Origin of the sequence: Sporolactobacillus sp. CQH2019 (assembly GCF_028765345.1) — a bacterium.
GTDB lineage: Bacteria > Bacillota > Bacilli > Bacillales > Sporolactobacillaceae > Sporolactobacillus.
Map to the genome: position 1 here is coordinate 209,530 of NZ_JARAJZ010000003.1, position 19,021 is coordinate 228,550.

The 19,021-nt window shown below is 50.0% G+C and carries 20 protein-coding genes and 1 riboswitch; of the genes, 16 read left to right on the forward strand and 4 right to left on the reverse strand.

What is annotated here, in order from left to right; translation table 11 throughout:
* Nucleotides 1–186: 186 nt before the first annotated feature.
* The gene (locus tag OYT88_RS05695; protein ID WP_274398502.1) at nt 187–927 is read right to left on the reverse strand and encodes a WecB/TagA/CpsF family glycosyltransferase; all 741 of its coding nucleotides are present in this window, start codon (nt 925–927) and stop codon (nt 187–189) included.
* A gap of 519 nt (nt 928–1,446) precedes the next feature.
* Between OYT88_RS05695 and OYT88_RS05700 the strand changes: the two genes are divergently transcribed.
* The gene (locus OYT88_RS05700) at nt 1,447–2,520 is read left to right on the forward strand and encodes a glycosyltransferase family 4 protein (RefSeq protein WP_274398504.1); all 1,074 of its coding nucleotides are present in this window, start codon (nt 1,447–1,449) and stop codon (nt 2,518–2,520) included.
* Nucleotides 2,521–2,777: 257 nt separating this feature from the next.
* On the opposite strand, the gene OYT88_RS05705 is transcribed toward OYT88_RS05700, so the two are convergent.
* Complete coding sequence (locus tag OYT88_RS05705) at nt 2,778–3,431, reverse strand: YigZ family protein (protein WP_274398505.1); 654 nt, start codon at nt 3,429–3,431, stop codon at nt 2,778–2,780.
* A 545-nt stretch (nt 3,432–3,976) separates the two neighbouring features.
* Between OYT88_RS05705 and OYT88_RS05710 the strand changes: the two genes are divergently transcribed.
* From OYT88_RS05710 to OYT88_RS05730, 5 genes are all read left to right on the forward strand, one after another.
* On the forward strand, nt 3,977–5,152 hold the full coding sequence (locus tag OYT88_RS05710; RefSeq protein ID WP_274398506.1) for a sensor histidine kinase: 1,176 nt from the start codon (nt 3,977–3,979) through the stop codon (nt 5,150–5,152).
* A gap of 216 nt (nt 5,153–5,368) precedes the next feature.
* Nucleotides 5,369–6,097 (forward strand): response regulator, encoded by a 729-nt coding sequence (locus OYT88_RS05715; RefSeq protein ID WP_274398509.1) that lies wholly within the window; start codon nt 5,369–5,371, stop codon nt 6,095–6,097.
* Nucleotides 6,098–6,117: 20 nt separating this feature from the next.
* Nucleotides 6,118–6,432 carry a hypothetical protein gene (locus OYT88_RS05720; protein WP_274398510.1) on the forward strand — a complete coding sequence of 105 codons (315 nt, stop codon included), beginning with the start codon at nt 6,118–6,120 and terminating at the stop codon, nt 6,430–6,432.
* A 485-nt stretch (nt 6,433–6,917) separates the two neighbouring features.
* Nucleotides 6,918–8,357, forward strand: a complete 1,440-nt coding sequence (locus OYT88_RS05725; RefSeq protein WP_274398511.1) for an ATP-dependent helicase ComFA — start codon at nt 6,918–6,920, stop codon at nt 8,355–8,357.
* Nucleotides 8,354–9,139, forward strand: coding sequence for a ComFC family protein (locus OYT88_RS05730; RefSeq protein WP_274398512.1), 786 nt, complete (start codon nt 8,354–8,356; stop codon nt 9,137–9,139). The genes OYT88_RS05725 and OYT88_RS05730 overlap by 4 nt, the downstream gene beginning before the upstream one ends.
* 72 nt (nt 9,140–9,211) lie before the next feature.
* On the opposite strand, the gene OYT88_RS05735 is transcribed toward OYT88_RS05730, so the two are convergent.
* A complete protein-coding gene (locus OYT88_RS05735; RefSeq protein ID WP_274398513.1) occupies nt 9,212–10,033 on the reverse strand; it encodes a C39 family peptidase in 822 nt (273 codons plus the stop codon).
* 334 nt (nt 10,034–10,367) lie between these two features.
* Here OYT88_RS05735 and OYT88_RS05740 point away from each other — a divergent pair, with 334 nt between their 5' ends.
* The 9 genes from OYT88_RS05740 to OYT88_RS05780 all read left to right on the forward strand — a co-directional run bounded on the left by OYT88_RS05740 (nt 10,368) and on the right by OYT88_RS05780 (nt 17,231).
* Complete coding sequence (locus OYT88_RS05740) at nt 10,368–10,763, forward strand: TIGR03826 family flagellar region protein (protein WP_274398514.1); 396 nt, start codon at nt 10,368–10,370, stop codon at nt 10,761–10,763.
* 212 nt (nt 10,764–10,975) lie between these two features.
* The gene (flgM, locus tag OYT88_RS05745) at nt 10,976–11,239 is read left to right on the forward strand and encodes a flagellar biosynthesis anti-sigma factor FlgM (RefSeq protein ID WP_274398516.1); all 264 of its coding nucleotides are present in this window, start codon (nt 10,976–10,978) and stop codon (nt 11,237–11,239) included.
* Between the two features lie 53 nt (nt 11,240–11,292).
* Nucleotides 11,293–11,790, forward strand: coding sequence for a flagellar protein FlgN (flgN, locus tag OYT88_RS05750; RefSeq protein WP_274398517.1), 498 nt, complete (start codon nt 11,293–11,295; stop codon nt 11,788–11,790).
* A gap of 15 nt (nt 11,791–11,805) precedes the next feature.
* Nucleotides 11,806–13,317: a flagellar hook-associated protein FlgK gene (flgK, locus tag OYT88_RS05755; RefSeq protein ID WP_274398518.1), complete on the forward strand. Its 1,512-nt coding sequence runs from the start codon at nt 11,806–11,808 to the stop codon at nt 13,315–13,317.
* A gap of 6 nt (nt 13,318–13,323) precedes the next feature.
* On the forward strand, nt 13,324–14,220 hold the full coding sequence (flgL, locus tag OYT88_RS05760; protein WP_274398519.1) for a flagellar hook-associated protein FlgL: 897 nt from the start codon (nt 13,324–13,326) through the stop codon (nt 14,218–14,220).
* A 70-nt stretch (nt 14,221–14,290) separates the two neighbouring features.
* A complete protein-coding gene (gene fliW / locus OYT88_RS05765; protein ID WP_274398521.1) occupies nt 14,291–14,734 on the forward strand; it encodes a flagellar assembly protein FliW in 444 nt (147 codons plus the stop codon).
* 5 nt (nt 14,735–14,739) lie between these two features.
* Nucleotides 14,740–14,985 (forward strand): carbon storage regulator CsrA, encoded by a 246-nt coding sequence (gene csrA / locus OYT88_RS05770; RefSeq protein ID WP_274398523.1) that lies wholly within the window; start codon nt 14,740–14,742, stop codon nt 14,983–14,985.
* Between the two features lie 695 nt (nt 14,986–15,680).
* A riboswitch (cyclic di-GMP riboswitch) is annotated at nt 15,681–15,772 on the forward strand.
* Between the two features lie 152 nt (nt 15,773–15,924).
* A complete protein-coding gene (locus tag OYT88_RS05775; RefSeq protein ID WP_274398524.1) occupies nt 15,925–16,644 on the forward strand; it encodes an EAL domain-containing protein in 720 nt (239 codons plus the stop codon).
* 11 nt (nt 16,645–16,655) lie between these two features.
* Nucleotides 16,656–17,231 (forward strand): PilZ domain-containing protein, encoded by a 576-nt coding sequence (locus OYT88_RS05780; protein WP_274398525.1) that lies wholly within the window; start codon nt 16,656–16,658, stop codon nt 17,229–17,231.
* Between the two features lie 263 nt (nt 17,232–17,494).
* On the opposite strand, the gene OYT88_RS05785 is transcribed toward OYT88_RS05780, so the two are convergent.
* Nucleotides 17,495–18,451 carry a helix-turn-helix transcriptional regulator gene (locus tag OYT88_RS05785; protein ID WP_274398528.1) on the reverse strand — a complete coding sequence of 319 codons (957 nt, stop codon included), beginning with the start codon at nt 18,449–18,451 and terminating at the stop codon, nt 17,495–17,497.
* Nucleotides 18,452–18,534: 83 nt separating this feature from the next.
* On the opposite strand from OYT88_RS05785, the gene OYT88_RS05790 reads away from it, so the two are divergent.
* Nucleotides 18,535–19,011, forward strand: coding sequence for a GyrI-like domain-containing protein (locus OYT88_RS05790; protein ID WP_274398529.1), 477 nt, complete (start codon nt 18,535–18,537; stop codon nt 19,009–19,011).
* Nucleotides 19,012–19,021: the final 10 nt, after the last annotated feature.

The following is a 19,021-nucleotide window of genomic DNA, read 5'->3' on the forward strand; positions in this document are numbered from 1 at the left end:
CCCTGCACGGCATCAGGCAGCAAGTATTTCAGCTTCAAAAGAGGACCGGCAGTACTCGTGTCATAGAAGACGAAGAGAACAGGGCCGCACAGCCGGCTGCACGATTTATCGGCTGCGGCCCGGAGACAAATTATATGAAACCGAACCGGACGGGCTTTGCTCCTATGTCTCCTGCCGGCCGCCGATTTACAAACGTTTTTTCCTTTTTAATTGGATGACCTTGAAAAAAAACTGCAGATGGCCGACCACATTCCGCCGCCACATCCTTTTCGGCTCAAGTATCATCCGGAAAAGCCATTCGAGGTTCAGTTTTCGCATCACTTTCGGTGCGCGCGGCTTTTCTCCCGAAACGAAATCAATATAGCCTCCGGCAGCGATACGGATACGGGGTGCCAGCTCACGGTCGTGGCGGTCGATAAATTTTTCCTGCAGAGGCATGCCCATGCCGACGATCAGCACGTCGGCCCCGGACTTATTGATGGCCCGGACGATTTCCTGCTCGCCGCGAAAATAGCCGTGGTGAGATCCGGCGACCTTCAGCCGGCGGTATTTTTCCCGGAGGTGCTGTGCCGCTTCGCCGGCAATGGTTTCGGTCGATCCCAGCAGATAAACGGACCAGCCTTTCTTTTCGCACTCACGAAGAAAGAGAGGGATCAGATCCGTGCCGTTCAAATTTTCGCCAACGTGAATACCCCATATTCTGGCACCCAGTTTTATGCCGATCCCGTCGTTAAGCAGATAATCGGCCCGATTCAGGATTTTCCGATATTCTGCGTCCTTCTGGGCAATATTGAACCCGTGATCATTTAGAAAATAAAGATTCAGCTTTTCTTTTTCCTCAGCCTTGCAGGCAAGCGTTTCAACAAATTTTTCCTTTGAAAGGAACACGCTCATGTTTATATTTCCGATGGGCTGCTTGTTCGTCAAAATGAACCCCTTCTTATGAATCCGTATTCAGCATGTCTCATATTGTATCATTTTCATCGACGGAACCGTTCCTGTCAAGCTTTTCTTATACTCCGTATTTGTCTGTCTTTAAATGCTGAGACGCCCGTCTCGGGCGGAAAAGTCAAAAAAATACCAAAGTCCGGCCGATGAGCCGAAAAAAATGTAAACTAGCAGTTAGGTCATATCACGTGGCGAGAGATCGCTTTTTGAATTTTACCTATAAAAATGCAGACTGCATGTCCAAGATATTGGCCTGTTGAAAGGTTTTCAAAGAGCTCTGTGGAATAAGCGGCCTGTGGGCCGCAAAGCATGATTCGGAACGATTTGTCAAGGGAATCAACAAAAAAGTAAGTAAAGAGATTGTTAAGAAATTACTGGTATCCTCTTTACAATGTGATATAATATCGGTTGAACAAAACAAGACAAGATTATTTTTCTTTGAAAACCGTTTTAGCGTTTTACCGGACGGGAATTTTGGATACAAGGCAGGCTGACACTATGGTCTATTTGACGTTTGTCATATGTTTTCTGGCGGCAATCGGGTTGACGCCTCTTGTAAAAAAGCTTGCAATTCGCGCGGGTGCGACCGACGTTCCCAATGCCCGCAAGGTACACAAAAAAATTATGCCGCGCATGGGCGGGCTGGCAATCTATTTAGCTTTTCTGATTGGCATGGCGATTCTGTGGCCGGCCAGCAGCTATACAGTGCCGCTGCTTGCGGGCAGCGTGATCATTATTCTGACAGGTATTCTGGATGATTTGTACTCTTTGACGCCGCGGGTGAAACTGGTTGCTCATTTTCTTGCGGCCCTGGTTATTGTCGAGGGCGGAATCACGGTTACTTATATTAATCTGCCATTTAACGGCGTGCTTTACCTGCACTGGCTGAGCATCCCGCTGACCATTCTCTGGATTATGGGCATTACCAATGCGATCAATCTGATTGACGGACTGGACGGGCTGGCTGCCGGTGTTTCCAGCATTGTTCTCATGACGATTGCCGGTCTTGCGCTGACAGAAAATGATTTGTTTGTATTTACGGTCAGTGCGGTACTGCTTGGAAGCACGCTCGGTTTTCTTCCTTATAATTTTCATCCGGCAAAAATATTTATGGGAGATACCGGGAGTTATTTTCTCGGTTATGTCATTTCGGTTCTGGCTCTGCTCGGTTTTAAGAATGTAACGCTTTTCTCGCTCGTCGTTCCGGTCGTTATTCTTGCCGTTCCGATTTCCGATACACTATTCGCGATTATCCGAAGGCTGGTCAATAAGAGGCCGCTGACGGCTCCTGATCGGTCGCATCTCCATCACTGTCTGCTTCGCTATGGCTTTTCACAAAGCCAGACGGTGGTGCTGATGTACGGAATGAGCGCGATGTTCGCTCTTGCGGCGATTCTGCTCTCGACCTCTACGCTGCTCGGCTCGCTGATTATTATTATCGGCGTGATGCTGACGATTGAACTGGTGGTGGAAGGTGTCGGACTGGTGAGCGCGGGCTACAGGCCGCTGCTGAAGATCTATAAGCGGATTATCAGCCTGGCTAAGGCGATCAGTCTGGCCAAGGTGAAATAAACGGGAGGGCAGTTCTGTTCCGGGACCAGGCAAGGGGGTTCCGGCTTTTTTATTATATGTTTTTAAGAATTGCAATGTAAGTACCGAACATCAGCGCCGCGTCCCGCGGGCTGTCCGGCATCAGGCTGTCCCGGCCTCGTCTGCAGCAAAAGTTCGGCGGGGCCCGGTTTTCTAATAGGAGCGCGGTGCCGGTCTGCTCCGGAATTGCTGAAAAAGGGGAGGCGCAGCCGGGAAACCGGGCCGGTTGTTGAAAGGGCTTATCTGTCCGCGGGTTCCGGCAGCTTTTTATGAAGATAGAGTTCCTCTATCTTTTTATTGTCTGCCGTGCCGTTTGTCAGGTCCCTGATCCAGTTAGTGTAAACGGAACTCTCCTCCTGACGGGTAAAAACATCAAATGAAACTTTATCGGTATACTGCACGTTCTTAACAAGATAGGAAGATTCACGAAGCTTATTATCGATTGAACCGCTCAAATGGTAGTCGACGCTCGTGCGCCATAAATCCGCGGGAATCTGCTCGATCACCTCGGCAGCGGCGAGTCCTGAACCGGCAGCGTGGGCGTAAGCGCGGATCAGACCGCCTGCTCCCAGTTTGATTCCGCCGAAGTAGCGGGTGACGATGATTAATACATCGCAGAGTCCGCGCCGCTTCAGAACGTCGAGAATCGGTACGCCCGCCGTTCCGCTCGGTTCCCCGTCATCGCTTGCTTTCTGGATTTCCTGCTTCTTGCCGATGACATAGGCAAAACAATGATGGTTCGCCTTCCAATGTTCCTTGCGCTTAGCCTCGATCGCCGCGGCCGCATCGTTTTCCGAGACAACCGGGAAAACGCTGGCGATAAATCGGGAACGGCGAATCTCGATTTCTTTGATTGCGGGGTGCATAACTGTTATATAAGAAGATAATGTCATCAAAACCAGCTCCTTGGCCGTTATTTTGTCCGTTTCAGGACGTTTCCTTTGATCGGGACATCTTCTTCCAAATTTCGCTGCTTCGTATCGGAATTTCCGGGAGTGCGCGCCGATTTTTGAATGCTCGGTGCGGCTCTGTGAATCATTAGGGGAAACCAGTTATTCTCTGCGCATTTTGAAACAAACACGTGCAAAAAATCATTTCGTGCGGGATCAGCAAACAGTCATTATGAAAACAGGATCCGTCTATGAAAAAATGACAAGATCTGAGACGGATCATACAGATCGATTTTACAAAAACATACCATTCTTGCTTTGACAAATCAATCATCGGCCGGGCTTTTCCGAACTAATAAAAACGTATATTTTATGTTATTATAAAAATAATTGGTAACATTTACACTTGTAATACGTCTGATGCTATTAAAGAATGGAAATAGATTGTTTTAAAGTGAATTAGTTCTTTGGTACTATAGGGAGATAGGTACAAGGTGTCTAGCGGGTACGGCTCTGTTCCGCTACATTTGTTACTATGGAGGGAAAAAATGTCAGCCGACAAAAATGAACATGATGCGCATGACATCAAACACCTTGATAAAATCATCAACGATATGATTGAGAACGTCAGCGACAGCAAAACCCAGATTTTTGAAATAGGCGAACAATCCAGGAAAGAGCACGACGAGCTGGCTAAGGAACTTCACTTGTTAAAGCATGAGTTAACCGGAGTGATTGAGCGCAGCGACCGGCTGGAAATTGAGGCGAGAAAATCGCGGGGACGACTGGCCGAAATCAGCCAAGCGTTTGACCATTACGGAGAAAAAGATATTCGGACCGCCTATGAGCGGGCAAACAACATTCAGAATGAACTGTCGATTGTCCGCGAAATGGAAAAACAGATGAAGGCCCGACGCAACGAATTGGAACGCCGTCTCGTGCAGCTGTCGGCGACGATCAAGAAAGCGGACAGTCTGGTGGGGCAGGTAACGGTTGTCCTTAATTATCTGACGAGTGACTTGAAACAGGTGGGAGAAATGGTCGCCAACGCGCGTGAACAACGCGCGCTTGGTCTGAAGATCATCGAAGCCCTTGAAGAAGAACGGAAAAGGCTCTCCCGCGAAATTCATGACGGCCCGGCTCAGACGCTGGCCCAGGTCCTGCTCGGGCTCGATGTTGTGGAACGCGTCGGCAAAAAAGAAGGATCCGAAGCGGCCAGATATGAGCTGCAAAAGTACCGGGTCATGGTACAGGATGCTCTGGCCGAAGTCCGGCGGATTATTTACGATTTAAGGCCGATGAGTCTGGATGATCTGGGTTTGGCGCCGACACTTCAAAAATATTTTCATCGAGTCAACGGAGACTATCCTGCTATTGAAATCAACTTTCGCTGCCTGGGCAAGGAGAAACGTCTGCAGTCGCGGATGGAAGCTGCACTTTTCCGGCTGATGCAGGAAGCTGTTCAAAATGCCTGCAGCCACGCCCACCCGAAACACATTGCTGTCCGCCTGGAATTTCGCAACGACAGAGTGCAGATGCAGGTAAAGGACGACGGTATCGGTTTTGATCAGTCGGTCAAGAAAGAAGGAAGCTATGGTCTGATCGGGATGAAAGAACGAACCGAATTATTAAACGGAAAGCTGGTCATTCATTCAGCAATTGGCAAAGGGACTTCGATCTTAATTAATATTCCGATCCAGCATGGTGATGAACTGAAAGGGTAATTGATTTTATAAAAATGTCAGATGGGAGGGTGCCCCGCCGTCTCATATCTATTGGCTGACCGTTAAAAAGAGAGGTGAGGAGCCTGCTGCGGAAGGGGCGGCACGGATGATCCCGGATCCGGCCGGTTAAATGCGTGAAGGGTACGGTAAGAACAAGACCTGCCCCGGAGCGTGCGGCCGCTATCGGCCGTTATTTTCCGGACAGGCGGGAGGTTCATGTTTTCTGCAGCGGGTAGGATAGTGACAAACGTTCGTCCAAAGGTTACAAAAATTGTATTGATCGACGATCATCGCCTTTTTCGGGAAGGCGTTAAAAGAATATTGAATATGGAGCCGGATTTTGAAGTTGTCGCGGAAGGCGACGACGGCATCATTGCTGAAAAATTGATCGATGAATCCAAACCCGACGTGGTTCTGATGGACATCAATATGCCCAAACTGAACGGTGTTGAGGCGACAAGACAGCTGATTAACAATCATCCCGGCCTTAAGGTGATCATTCTTTCGATTCATGATGATGAAAGTTACGTCACCCATGTGCTGAAATCCGGAGCTCTGGGCTATCTGCTCAAAGAGATGGATGCGGATTCAATGATTGAGGCCGTCCGGATTGTTGCCCAGGGCGGAGCTTACATTCATCCGAAGGTGACGCACAATCTCGTCAATGAATTCAGAAGGCTTGCGTCACAGGGCTACTCAACCGAACCGTCCGGATTTCGCGATCTCGAATTCCGGCCGCCGCTTCATATTCTCACACACCGTGAATGTGAAGTGCTTCAGCTGATGGCTGAAGGGAAAAGCAACCGTGCAATCGGTGAAAATCTGTACATCAGTGAAAAAACGGTCAAAAACCACGTCAGTAACATTCTGCAGAAGATGAACGTCGACGACCGTACTCAGGCTGTGGTTGAGGCAATCAAAAACGGCTGGGTCAAGATTTACTGAACGTTTATCCGGAGAAAGGCATGCGGATTAAGAAAAAGAGTGGACGGCGACGTTGTCTCAAGCCGGTAAAAAACATCAGACGTACGGTCCGGCAGCAGTTTCTGTGCTCGGGCGCAATGGCGGGAATCGCGGAAAAATGGGCTGCGGTTCTTTTATTTTGGCCATTGGTTGGTGAGAAACCCTCCGCAGATGCGTCTGTAGAAAAACGGGCAGGAGGCTTTACCCGGGCAGATTCTGAAAAAAAGCCATGCTGGTTTTTACAAATGGGGTCAGGCACGGAGATGAACGGCTGGCTCACTATTCAGTGTAAAAACGAAAAAGAGAAAATCGAATGAACTTTTTCCTGACAAAACAGTGAAAAAGTTTAATCCGGATAAGCCGGCGGCTGCAAAATCAGCGGTAAATCCTTAGAAATTGACAGTTTCGTTCTTATCAGCAATGGCGGAAGAATCCGCAGTAAACCGTAAAGAATCTATGATAAGCTGCGGAGAATCAACAGTAATCGCAATAGAATCAACCAGTGAGAATATACGGAAAACATCCGGGTTTGCCCGCCGGGGGAAATTGGCTTTTCCGCCGCATCCGGCATCCGATTTTTCATTCAGATACTGCTCCTTATAAACCGCTGTGATAAAAAATTGTCGAAAAAGAAGGAGTACGCTTGCCGGTGTTGAATTTATAATTAAGAAAGGCAGGTCCGTTTTGCTCCCTTATTCCCAAAGATGCCTCATGGAATAGTTCATGCCGCGTATTTATCTCTTTTTTGCCAGCCGGCTTCATTTCCTCAGTTTTCCATTCTCCGAAAGAAGGTCTGTCCATCATGCTTTTATTCCGCGATGATTCGATTCGGTCTGACTTTAACCACGATTTACAGCGCTTTTTATATGGGAGGGAGTACAGAGTTGAGGAACTCCCTTTTTCTAAGGAAACGATTAAACAGCATGTTCGCAAAGGGTTCATTGCGCTTCAGCACGGAATCGAAACTGCCGATGGGGGACTGCTCCCCTTTTTGTCCGGCGGCCGAAGATGGGTGTGCCGGCGCTGCGGCAATACGGATCCCGAACTGTTCGGGACCTGTACGTGCGGACGCTGCAACCGCTCATGTGCCTATTGCCGCCGCTGCCTGAACATGGGAGTGATCCGATCGTGTACGGAGCTGGCGACGTGGATCGGCCCTGAACCCCGGCGGCTTTCCGCAGCGCCCGGCGAAAACGGAAGACTCTGCCAATGGTCGGGAATCCTTTCAGAGGAGCAGGCCGCGGCGGCGGCCGAACTGGTCCGCTGCCAGAGTGAGGGGGAATCTTTTCTGATCTGGGCGGTGACGGGTTCCGGTAAGACAGAATTATTGTTTCCCGCTATCGAACGCGCACTGCTTCGAAATGAACGCGTAGTTCTGACGACGCCGCGAACGGATGTCGTCAGGGAACTTTTTCCAAGGATGAAAGCTGCGTTTCCCAATGTCCCGGTCAGTGCCCTCTATGCAGGAAGCGAGGACAGGATTCCGGACGCGCCGCTCGTCATCTCAACCGCCCACCAGCTGATTCGCTTTCACCGCTATTTCGACCGCATCTTCATTGACGAAGTGGACGCTTTTCCCTTCCATTTCGACCCGATGCTGCAGTATGCCGTTCAGAAAGCGGCCAAAGAAACTGCACCGTTTGCCTATCTGACCGCGACCCCTCCGCCCGGGCTGAAGAACGCCTTTCTGCGCGGAGATTTACGGGGCATCAAAATAGCGCGCCGTTTTCACGGACATCCTCTGCCCGTGCCCCGCTTCTGCTGGATCGGCAACTGGAAGAAGTCGGTTGCGAAAGGGCTCCTGCCCCCTGCCATGCTGAAATGGATCAGAGAAAAAACGGAGGCCGGCATCCGCATATTCCTCTTTGTTCCTTCCGTGTCTCTATTGAGGGATCTGACCGAACTGCTGCAGCGGGAAGCATTGGGCCCCACGGCCGGCGTACATGCCGATGATCCGGACCGCCATGCTAAGGTGATGCTTTTCCGGGAAGGGCGGATCCGGATTCTGGTGACAACGACCATTCTGGAACGCGGTGTAACGATTCCGGCTGCCGAAGCTGCGGTTTTCGGTGCGGACGATCCCGTTTTTGACGAACAGGCGCTTGTCCAGATTGCGGGAAGGGTCGGACGTTCTCCGGACCATCCGGCCGGTGATGCCGTCTTTTTTCATAATGGGCGGACGCTGGGAATGGTGCGGGCGCGCCGCCATATTGAGCAGATGAATGAGGAGGGCGGATTTTGAACAGGACACGCTGCCTTTTTTGCGGCGGGATCAGGCAGGATCCTCTGACCGTCCGCACACTTCTGCTGGCCAGTACAGATCCGGGTTTCTGCAGAAAATGCAGGAAAAGTCTGGAACCGATCGATCTGCGCCGCTGCTGCCTCTCCTGCGGACGCGATCTCCGGCTGGTTGACGTACGTTTTGTCAGCGGTTCGATATGCAGCGACTGCCGGTACTGGGAAAAGAGCGGCCGGAACGGTCTGTTCGGCCGGAACCGTTCCCTTTTTACATACAATGACGGGATGAAAGCAATGATGACGAGGTTCAAGTTCCGCGGCGACGCGCTGCTCGCTGCAGGTTTCAAAAGGGAGTTTCGCTCCGCATACAGGAAACTGAAAGGCAGCGGCCGGGGAATCCGGCGGGAGCGGCTAAGGGCCGGCGAACGCGGGGCAGCAAAGGAGAAGTATCAGATCGTGCCGATTCCGCTCAGTCAAGAACGGCTTTGGGAGCGTGGTTTCAATCAGGCGCTTGTTCTTGCGGAATTACTTGAAGAACCGCTTACGCACGCGCTGATCCGTCAGGGAAGCGAGCGGAAACAAAGCAAAAAAAGCCGCAGGGAACGGCTGAGCGCCGATAAAAATCCTTTTCTGCCCGATCCGGAAGCCGCCGGATCCATCTCCGGCAGAAAGGTCCTGCTTATTGACGACATTTACACAACCGGCGCAACACTGCGCATGGCAGCGAGAGCACTTGAAGCGGCGGGGCCGCTGCGGATCGACTCGCTGACTCTGGTTCATGGATAAGGCTCCGCACACCATTTTTTTTTGCGCAAACGATTTGTTTCAAGCGCTTTTTTAAAGACCTCTATTAGGCGATTAAAAGAACGGCCATTTATGATAGCTGACGGCCTGGCTTCCCATCTGCTGCCAGGCCTGGATAAAAGCCGTCTTATCGGCCGTTTCGTTTTTTCCGCCGAGCGGATTGTTAAAAAAGATCTGGTTCTGATCAAATCCGGTCACGAGAACGGCATGTTCCATATTCGTGACGGTAACCGGTCCGTCGGCGGTTGTCCACGTCTGAAAATCACTCTTGGGAAGCGGTCTGAATGTTACGTTAGTAATCACGACGACCGGAAAGCCGGCGCGAAGCCTTTCAAGTACGGCATCGAACGGTTTTCCGCTCAGGTCGACGATCTGGTAAGGAAGATAGTTGCGTGCGAGGCGTGCGAGCGGTTCATGGTATACGCCGTAGCCGCGCTGGTTCCGGTCGGTCATGCTTCCGACAAAACCCTCATTCGGGTTGCCGAACTGTCCGTTCTGATAATAGGGTTCTGTTTTTATCTGGCGGGCGAGTTCCATTTTACCGACCTTGACGCCGGCCTGCTCCAGCAGCATGGCGAGCGATGTCACTTCGCAGCCGCGGGGCAGTTCCGGATATTGGCGGATTTCCGGCACGTCAATGAGGACATGGGAGGCCTGCGAATGCCCGCCGGAGACGGCTTCAGCCGTATCTTGAGTCACCCTTTCAATGGCCGCACCCGCCCCGGCGAAAAAGCGGCCGATGGAACTGGACAATGAAAACGGCTGCCGCTTCGAACGATCGGAGCCGCCGGGCATTTTCAGATTTGCGATGATCAGGGCCAGCATCAGAACGAACAGCACAAACCAGACAAACCGCTTCTTTTTTGAAAAACGCACAAGCACACCTTCTATCTTCAAAGATAACTTTAATCACTATTATTGAGCCTGTTCGTTTATTCTGGAAGAACGTCTTTTTCTCCCGACTCGCCGATCAGAGGTGAATGATGAAAAATTTTTTTCAAAGCAGCGGAGGCCGTCGTTTGCTCCCCTCCCAAACAAACTCAATGACCATTTTAGCATGAATAAGGTCGCAGAGATGAAAAAAAAAACAAACACATTTATGGCTAAAGTATCTAAAATTTTTGCAGAATCGGGCCGATAGACTTACAGAGTGCAAGACGGGGATTATTTCGTTTATAATTAAGGAAGAGTTATAAAAGGAGGGTTTGCGTTGACGGAACTTGCCAATTGCGCGAACTGCGGCAGACTTTTTGTGAAAACGGTCTCCCCGTTCTGTCCGGAATGCCTGAAAGAACAGGATCGCCAGTTTGAACTTGTTTATCATTATATTACCCGCCAAGAGAACCGGACGGCAACCGTGCCCCAGGTCCACGAAGCAACCGGTGTTAAGACAGACCTGATCTATCAGTGGGTCCGGGAAGGCAGGCTGGTTCCGGCCCTGTTCCCGAATCTGGGCTATCCATGCAGATCATGCGGCACCATCATTAAAGAAGGCGTTCTGTGCGATAATTGCCGCAGACGGCTTGAGAAGGAAATCAATCAGGAAAACGCGGAGCAGGAAAAGAAAGATGGAAGAAAAAGGGGAAAAACCTATCATATCAAATAAACGCGTAAACGCGCCGGGGGAATGGCTGCCGGCCGGTTAACCCGAATCGTATTAAACATAGGCCCGCTTCAAGCCGATAAAGAAATTGGGAAGCTTGCGGCGGCCCAATGCCGGCACGTTTTCTCGAATGAGTGATCACGGGATCGCATTGCAAAACGGCGGATCTTGTGTGAGCCTGTTTGATTCATTTCCTCTAAAATGAGGTGAACACTATGAAAGTCAATCGTTACCAGCCTATTCAGCCGTATACCAATTATAATCCCGGCAAGCCGGCTGATCAGCCGGCCGCTCCGGCGGCCGAAAATGACAAAGTCGAAATTTCTTCTGAAGCCAAGCGGCTCCAGGGATCTCAGAGACTGGAAGAAGCACGCCGGCAAAAAGTGGATCAGATTAAAAACCAGGTGGATGCAGGAACCTATCATGTCGCTTCTGAAGATGTTGCGCAGAAAATATATGCTTATTGGAATCAAAAATAAAAATGCGGTACCGGCGGAAGGCCGGGTTCGTTTTCCAGCGGGGAGTGTGTAAGATGCCGGTGGATACTATGAAAAATCTTATCAGACAGTTAATCGATATTCAGGCAAAGTTGTATGAAATCGCCCTCAAAAAGACGGAAGCGATTAAAAACGGCAACACTCAGGAAGTCGGCCGTCTCACCGGGCTGGAGCAGCCGCTTGTTGAAAAATTGATTAAAATCGAGAAAAAAAGAGCGGCGGTTGCCGGGCAGGATATCGGAAAAGCGGGGGGAAATGCCGCCGCGCCGACGTTCAGCGAATGGGAAGCCGCTGCCGTGCCTGCCGGAGCACGGCCCGAATGGCAGTCTTTATTTCGCGAACTGGCCCGTTCGGTTTTTCAACTAAAACAGGCCAATCAGCTGAACCAGCATCTGCTCAGACAGTCTCTGCAATGGACCAGGCTGAATATAAACCTGTTGTATCCGCAGATCAAGTCAATGAACTACGGGAATCCGAAAGCGGGTCAGACTTCTCCGTCTGCCGTCAGCGGCCGGATCGATTCCCGGGCCTAACGGAGGTTTTGCAGGATGATCCCTATTTTTTCCACCTTAAACATGATGCAGCAGGCGCTTTTGGTGCAGCAGGAAGCCATTCAGACGACAGGGCACAACATTTCCAACGCCAACACCGAAGGCTATTCGCGCCAGCGGGTCAATCTGACGTCCTGGCTGCCCTATCCCGCTGTCGGAATCAATGCCGCCGGCGGCGCCGGCCAGATCGGGACCGGCGTTAATGCAGATTCTATTGTCCGTATCCGCGATCAGTTTGTCGATCAGCAGGTGCGCGACAATTCGAATCAGAACAGCTACTGGTCGGCTGTAAACGATGCGTACACACAGATGCAGGATATTATTAATGAACCGACCGATACAGGCATTTCCTCCGTACTTGACGGATTCTGGCAGTCCTTGCAGGATCTGGCGGGCAATTCGGGGACGAGCGGTACCGGAACCGTTGTTCTTCAAAACGGAAAGGAAGTAGCCGATACATTTAACAGTATCGCCCAATCGCTCGGACAGGTTCAGAACAACCTTAATAAACAGATTACGGACAACACGGATCAGATCAACAGCTATGCCGATCAGATCAATGCTTTGAACAAGGAAATCGGCGCTCAGGAAGCCAACGGTTTAGTTACAAATGATTTGTACGATCAGCGCGACAACCTTGTTGATCAGCTGGCTCAGCTTGTCAATGTCAAGGTTTCCACTGTCAAAAGCGGGGGCAATCCGTCACCGCTTGCCGATGGGAAATATACGATTGAAATCGTTGATAAGGACGGAAATTCGTTCAGCCCTCCGGCAGTACTTGTCGACGGGGCGGCACTGACCAATACACACCTGCAGACGCAGATAACCGGGGCAGACACGTCCGCTCCGAGTGTTCAGATGTCATTGGTCAATCTGGACGGATCGCCGGCCGTATCCGGAACGCTGACCAATATGTCCGGCAAGCTGCAGGGAATCATTGACAGCTATTCGATTGATTATCCGAGTGTCCTGAAGAGCCTCGACAATATGGCGAGCGCGCTTGCGAACGCATTTAATACTGCTTATGAAGCAAGCGCCGGATACGATTCGGCAAAAGGGACTTTCTTTCTCGGGACAGGGTCGGGAACCGACGCCGGCACGGTAACCGCGGCCAACATCCATGTCAACGACAATCTGCAGGGAAGCGATGTTACATCCGCTGCCTCCGGGGCGCCGAGCGGCGATAATACCAGCGCAACGGCGATGGCCAATGTCATTGCTGCCAACTCTTATGACGTGGACGGCACAGGTTCATCTATGACTCTGAAAAACTATCTGGAGGGACTGATCGGCCAGATCGGCGTCAATGCCCAGGCGGCCGGCCAATTCATGGATAACACGCAGACCATGCTGCAGGCGGCGCAGAACCAGCAGCAGTCGGTCAGCGGCGTCTCTTTGGACGAAGAAATGACCAATCTGATCCAGTACCAGCAATCTTACAGCGCGGCGGCCAAAGTCGTGAATACTTTGAACACGATGCTTGATACATTGATTAACCAAATGGGGTGATAGAAAATGCGGATCACACAGGGCATGATGACGAACAATATTCTGCAGAATATGTCGATGGGCTATGGAAAACTGGCCGATTATCAAAATCAGCTTGCAACCGGTAAGAAAATTACCCGCCCGTCCCAGGATCCGGTTGTCGCTTCCATGGGGATTGCTTACCGGACGGATGTCAATCATATCACCCAGTATCAGAAGAACGTAACAACGGCTGACAAGTGGCTGCAAAGTTCGGACAGCGCTCTGTCCCAGGTCAACGATGTACTGGATACGATACGGGAGCTGACGAATCAGGCAAGCAATGATACCTATACGCCGGCGCAGCGCCAGACGATCGGCGACCAGATCAGCCAGCTGACTCAGCAGCTCGTGACGATCGGCAATACGCAGATCGGCGGCCAGTATATCTTCAGCGGGGAAGATTCCCAGAACCCGCTGCTCACCGAAGACAGCACTGGCGCGGTTTCGATCAATTCAACCGCTCTTGCCAATCCCAGTCTGTCGGTCAACGTGAACGACGGTGTTTCTATGCCGATAAACGTGAATCCGAATCAGGTTTTCACAAGCAGTTTATTCAGTGATTTGAGTGATTTAAAAAATGCGTTGAACGATCCGTCGTCTACCGGAGAGCAAATCGACGGTTTCCTTGATAAGATTGATACACATCTGAATGATGTGGCAAACGCTCAGGCGGATGTCGGTGCAAAGCAAAACCGTGTCGATACGATCAGCAGCCAGCTCGATGCGCAGAACACAATGGCGACTCAGATCATGGCGACGAATGAGGATGCCGATTATGCGTCGGTCATCGTCAATCTGAATCAGCAGCAGAATGTTTATAACGCTTCGCTGGCGGTCGGTGCCAGGATCATCCAGCAATCGCTTGTCGACTTTTTGAAATAATATTGAATGGATCCGGCGCAGAGGGAATGGCTCTGTCGGACATGATAAGGAGAAGGGATTAAGGCGGATCATGAAAATCTTTACTAAGTATTTCGGCGAACAGGAAGTCGATGCGTCGGAAATTGTGACGTTTCCGGCGGGACTGCCCGGATTTTCCGATGAAAAACGCTTTATCTTCCAGCCTTTCGGTGAGGTTTTTTCCATTCTGCAGTCTATAGATCGTACAGAGATCGCTTTTGTCACGACGTCTCCGTTCCTTTTCTTTGACCGATACAGTGTGGATCTTCCGGATCATTTTGTCCGGCAACTTGCCGTGCAGTCGGAGAGCGATGTGGCTGTCCGTGTTATTGTCAGTGTTCAAAAGCCTTTCTCCGAGTCGACGGCGAATTTGAGAGCACCGGTCATCATTAATACCCGGGACAGGATCGGCAAACAATATATTCCGGAACGGTCTTCTTATTCACTGAGGGAGCGGCTGATGCCGAAAGCGGACACCCCAAAGAAAGGGGTATGAGGGGCATGTTGATACTGACACGCAAAAAGGGAGAGTCGATCCGGATCGGAGACATGATTGAGATAAAAATCGTTGCCGTTGACGGCGATCAGGTCAAACTCGGCATCAATGCTCCGCGGGAGATTGAAATCCACCGCCAGGAGATCTACGAGGCGATACAGAAAGAAAACAGCCAGGCTGCGGCCGGACAATTGCCTGAGGATGTGCTTCAGGCAATGAAGGGGATGAAAAAGGAGAAAAAGGATACATAAAATATGCCGTGGGCAGAGAACGGCGTCTCAGTTGTTTGAACGCTCTTTGAAAAGATTGCACGGCTCCTTTTGGATGCCCGATGGATGCAGGTAGAGCCGGATGCTTTGCAGAGCCCTTTATCCCGGATCAATAAGCGGGCCGGTAACGCGGTTTTGAGCTGTTTTCTGCCTCTTTGTGCGGGCCGAAGCGGCAAAGCCCATTTTTGACGATTGACCGGGAGATGCTGTGCGGGAAGCATCTGTTATTAATGGAACTCGTCTTTGGAAAATTATTTGAAAAATCTGATATAAAGTGAACGGAAACGGATCATTATGCCTGAAACTCAACGGTAAATCTTTGAAAATAAAGAATCGACAGCCAGCGGCCCGAAAGGCGGACAAACCAGCAAAATAAAAATTGAAGCGTATTCTCCCTTTTTCCCGTTCCGGCAGTCGATGCGATCCTTTGCCGTTCCTTTACCCCGCATTCGGATAAGCAAAATGATAGTATCCGTTTGTGGGGTTCATTCTGCCAACCAGGGAAAAAACGCACCATTGATCTTTTTAACGCTAAAAGACCGCCGGATCTGACAAAATGATTCTTATATCGGAACAAAAATGAAAAGCAGGTTTGACAGAAAATACACCCGAATAGGTAAAAAAGCATTGGAATGAATAACCATTTATGATATAACAAGGTCGTATTCATGTTAACTTTTGAAAAAAGGCACCCTTGTCGAAAGATAAGGTCGCAAAGCCGCGGGCCTAAAGCGAGGTTCGAGATCGCCAGGGCGGCCGGGCTGCCGAAAAAGTTGAGGCTTGAGAGGCTCGTCAACGTTCGGAGCAGTTTTTTTTGTTAAGAACTATAAAATTTTTCAGAGACTGGGCCAGAGCGGCCGGGCAAATTAAATTATCTTTGGGCCGGCCGGCTCATGGCCTGGTGAGAGGAGATGAGCCAAGGTGCAGCAGGAAAGCGGTTTTATAAAAGATGAGTTGTTTGAGCATCATTTTCAGCCGATCGTTGATCTGACTGATTGCACGGTCAGAGCTCATGAGGCGCTTTTTCGATCCCAATTTTTCGCAAGCCCCGAACAGGCTTTTCAGTTGGCAGTAAAAAAAGAGCAGCTTTACGAATTAGATTCGCGGTCTGTTCGCAAAGCCGTTGATACGTACTTAAAAGCAGGTTACTTTGAGAAAGGAAAAAAATTATTTATCAATGTATACCCATCTACCATACTTAATAAAAGTTTTTTTTCCTTAATCGATCATATTATTGATCGTTTTCCCGGTTTAAGTCAATCCATTATTTTAGAATTTGTGGAAAATGAGAGAATCAGAGACTTTAATAAAATAGAAAACGCCGTCAAAGAGTTGAAGAAGTACGGATTGGGAATGGCCATAGACGATTTCGGCAAGGGCATTGACGATATCAACAGAACGATCGAGCTTGATGCGGACTACATCAAACTCGACAGATATTTCACCTCTCATTTGTTTACGTCAAAAAGGAAACAAGCCTATGTTAAGTTTCTTGTCCAATATTGTTCTCAATTCAAATTGAAACCGATCCTTGAAGGAATAGAAACAGCCTGTGATATTGACGTTGCGCGATCGCTCGGCATTCGCTATGCCCAGGGCTACGCCCTCGGGAAACCGCAGCCACTTACCGGTATATCGTGAGGTGCTGACCGATGATTGTTTACGCGGCTGTCGCAGGCTTTATCGCTGCAGAAATCATCATGACAGCCATCGTCTATCTGATATTCCGTGCCCATTATCAGGGAGTCGTCGAACATGAGAGAAAAATCATCGTCGGATTAAAAAGGCAGTCGGCTGCGGTGCATCGGTATGATCACTTGAGGGTCGACAAGGGCGAAAGGAGGAAACATCACAGAATCCTGCTGGATCATGAAGGGTGTACCGTCCGGATTGTTGATTTCGGAGATCGTTCCCTGCAGGCTTTGAATAATAAGACAATCCATGCCGAGCTTATCGATATCAGCCTTGGCGGCCTCAAGTTTGCCTGCAGGCTTAACTTCCCGATTGTCGAGGACGTGCTGATCAACATTTCATTTCAGGCGGAAGATAAAACGCCGATTTATCTGGTCGGTACCGTGGTCAGAAAAGAAATAAAACATGAACGGAGGGAGATCTTTTACGGCGTGCAGTTCCGCAGCCTGACGGCAAGGGAGGAAACGGCGATCCAGAATTTCATCAATCAGAAGGAACTGGCCAAAAAGAAGCTCGGCTTGATGAATCCAAGGTGATTCTGATCGCGAAACGAAAGGGCAGGCTTTGGAACTCATAAAAGACGCTCAGAATGATTGCGCCCCCCGCATTTACGATCAGGTTTTTTGAGAGGAGATATTCCGTTTCAGAAGAGCTCCGTGCCGCCTCACCGGCAGCAAGTCCTGAAGGTTCGAATGCGCGTCTTTCAGATACGACGTCCGGGGTTCGGATGACTTCTCTGAAAAAATGATCGGAAAATTATTCCATGATGCCGCCGACTCAATATATCCCTGGGCCGATTTTACCATCTGGCTGCCTTTTTTCGAATTATGTTCCGCAGTTCATGCGGTATCATCACGGCTTTTAAATCATCTCCTAAAAACAGCAGCCACTCGGCGTAAGAAGCCAAGTGTTCCGCACCGTGCGTCTCAACAAAATCTGAAAATCTTGCCGTTTGTTGAAAAGCGTCTAAATAGTGCAAGCTAAGCGATGGCGGGTGTATTTGTTTGAACTTATTGATTGCCGAGCTGCCTAACTCGACAATTAAATTCGGTTCCGGCCGGTTGACTTTTAATAGCGCGGCGAGCTGCTTGTGCGGCATCGGCGCCTGATTATCCGGACGCACGGCCTGAATGCGGTCGACTCGAAACGTCCGCTGTTCGCGGCGCAGAAAATCAAAAGCGGCTGCGTACCAATTTGCATGGCGGCGGAAAAAATTTAACAGGTAGACGCGCCGCGTTGTCTGTTTATCAAGCGGTGCCCGATAATCGAATATGAGATAACGGCTTTTTAATGCGAGTTCGAGTACCGTTCTAAGCATCGGTGCGGCAAAATCGGTCAGTTCCAGCAAGTCGGGGTTGTCGGGATTGGTGTTTTCAAATTGCAGTAAGCGTTTTAACTCGATTAACTCGTCCTGCTGATCGGCTGAGGCAATCGCCAATAATTTTTCACTGAGCGTTCTACGATTTTGCAAATAGGGAAGCTGCTGATTGGCTGTTCCTAAAAAAGCGATAAACAACGCTTTAAGCTCATCGTGGGTAAATTGCACGGCCGGCAATAACTGGTTCGGCATGATCGAATAACCGCCGCCGCGCCCGGCTTCAGCTACCAGCGGCATGCCTAATGCTTCAATATCATGCACATCGCGAATCGCCGTCGAGCGCGAAATTGCAAACTCGCGCATCAACTCGCCGATGGTAAAAAATTGCCGGTTATTCATGTAGCGCATCATTGTATTTAAACGTTCGGTTCTCTTCATTTTTGAAATTCCTTTTAAAAGGTATTATTTTCTGACATGATTAAATAATACACTAGGCCTATCAAATTAAAGGAGACAGAAACATGCCAGATTACGAAATCCAAACAAAAGAAGCATTCACGGTCATCGGTTACGGGACCCGGCTGCCGAGAGACTATGCACAAATCCCCGCCGCTAAGGCAGCTTGGTGGCAGACGGTGATGACTGACGGCCGCTGGGATCAGCTAAAGAGACTGGCCGATAACGATCTGGAGTTTGCGGTCAATGAAGCCGTTAATCATGAATTCTGGTATTACTCCGGCGTTCAAAGCAGCGCCGAGCTGCCCGACAGCCAGGATTCGCGGGCCATTCAATTTCCCGCCGGCGAATATCTCGTCATTGCCGGTTCAGCCGGCAGCGCCGGGCAATTATTCGGTCAATTAGAAGGCGCCGCCTTTGGCCGGGTCCTGGCTGACGCGACTGATTTTGCTTATGTCGGCGGTCCGAATACATCGGTGAAAACGAGCGAAACGAATGGCAAAGTCAACGGTGAAATCTGGATTCCAATCGTGAGAAAGTGACTGAAACACA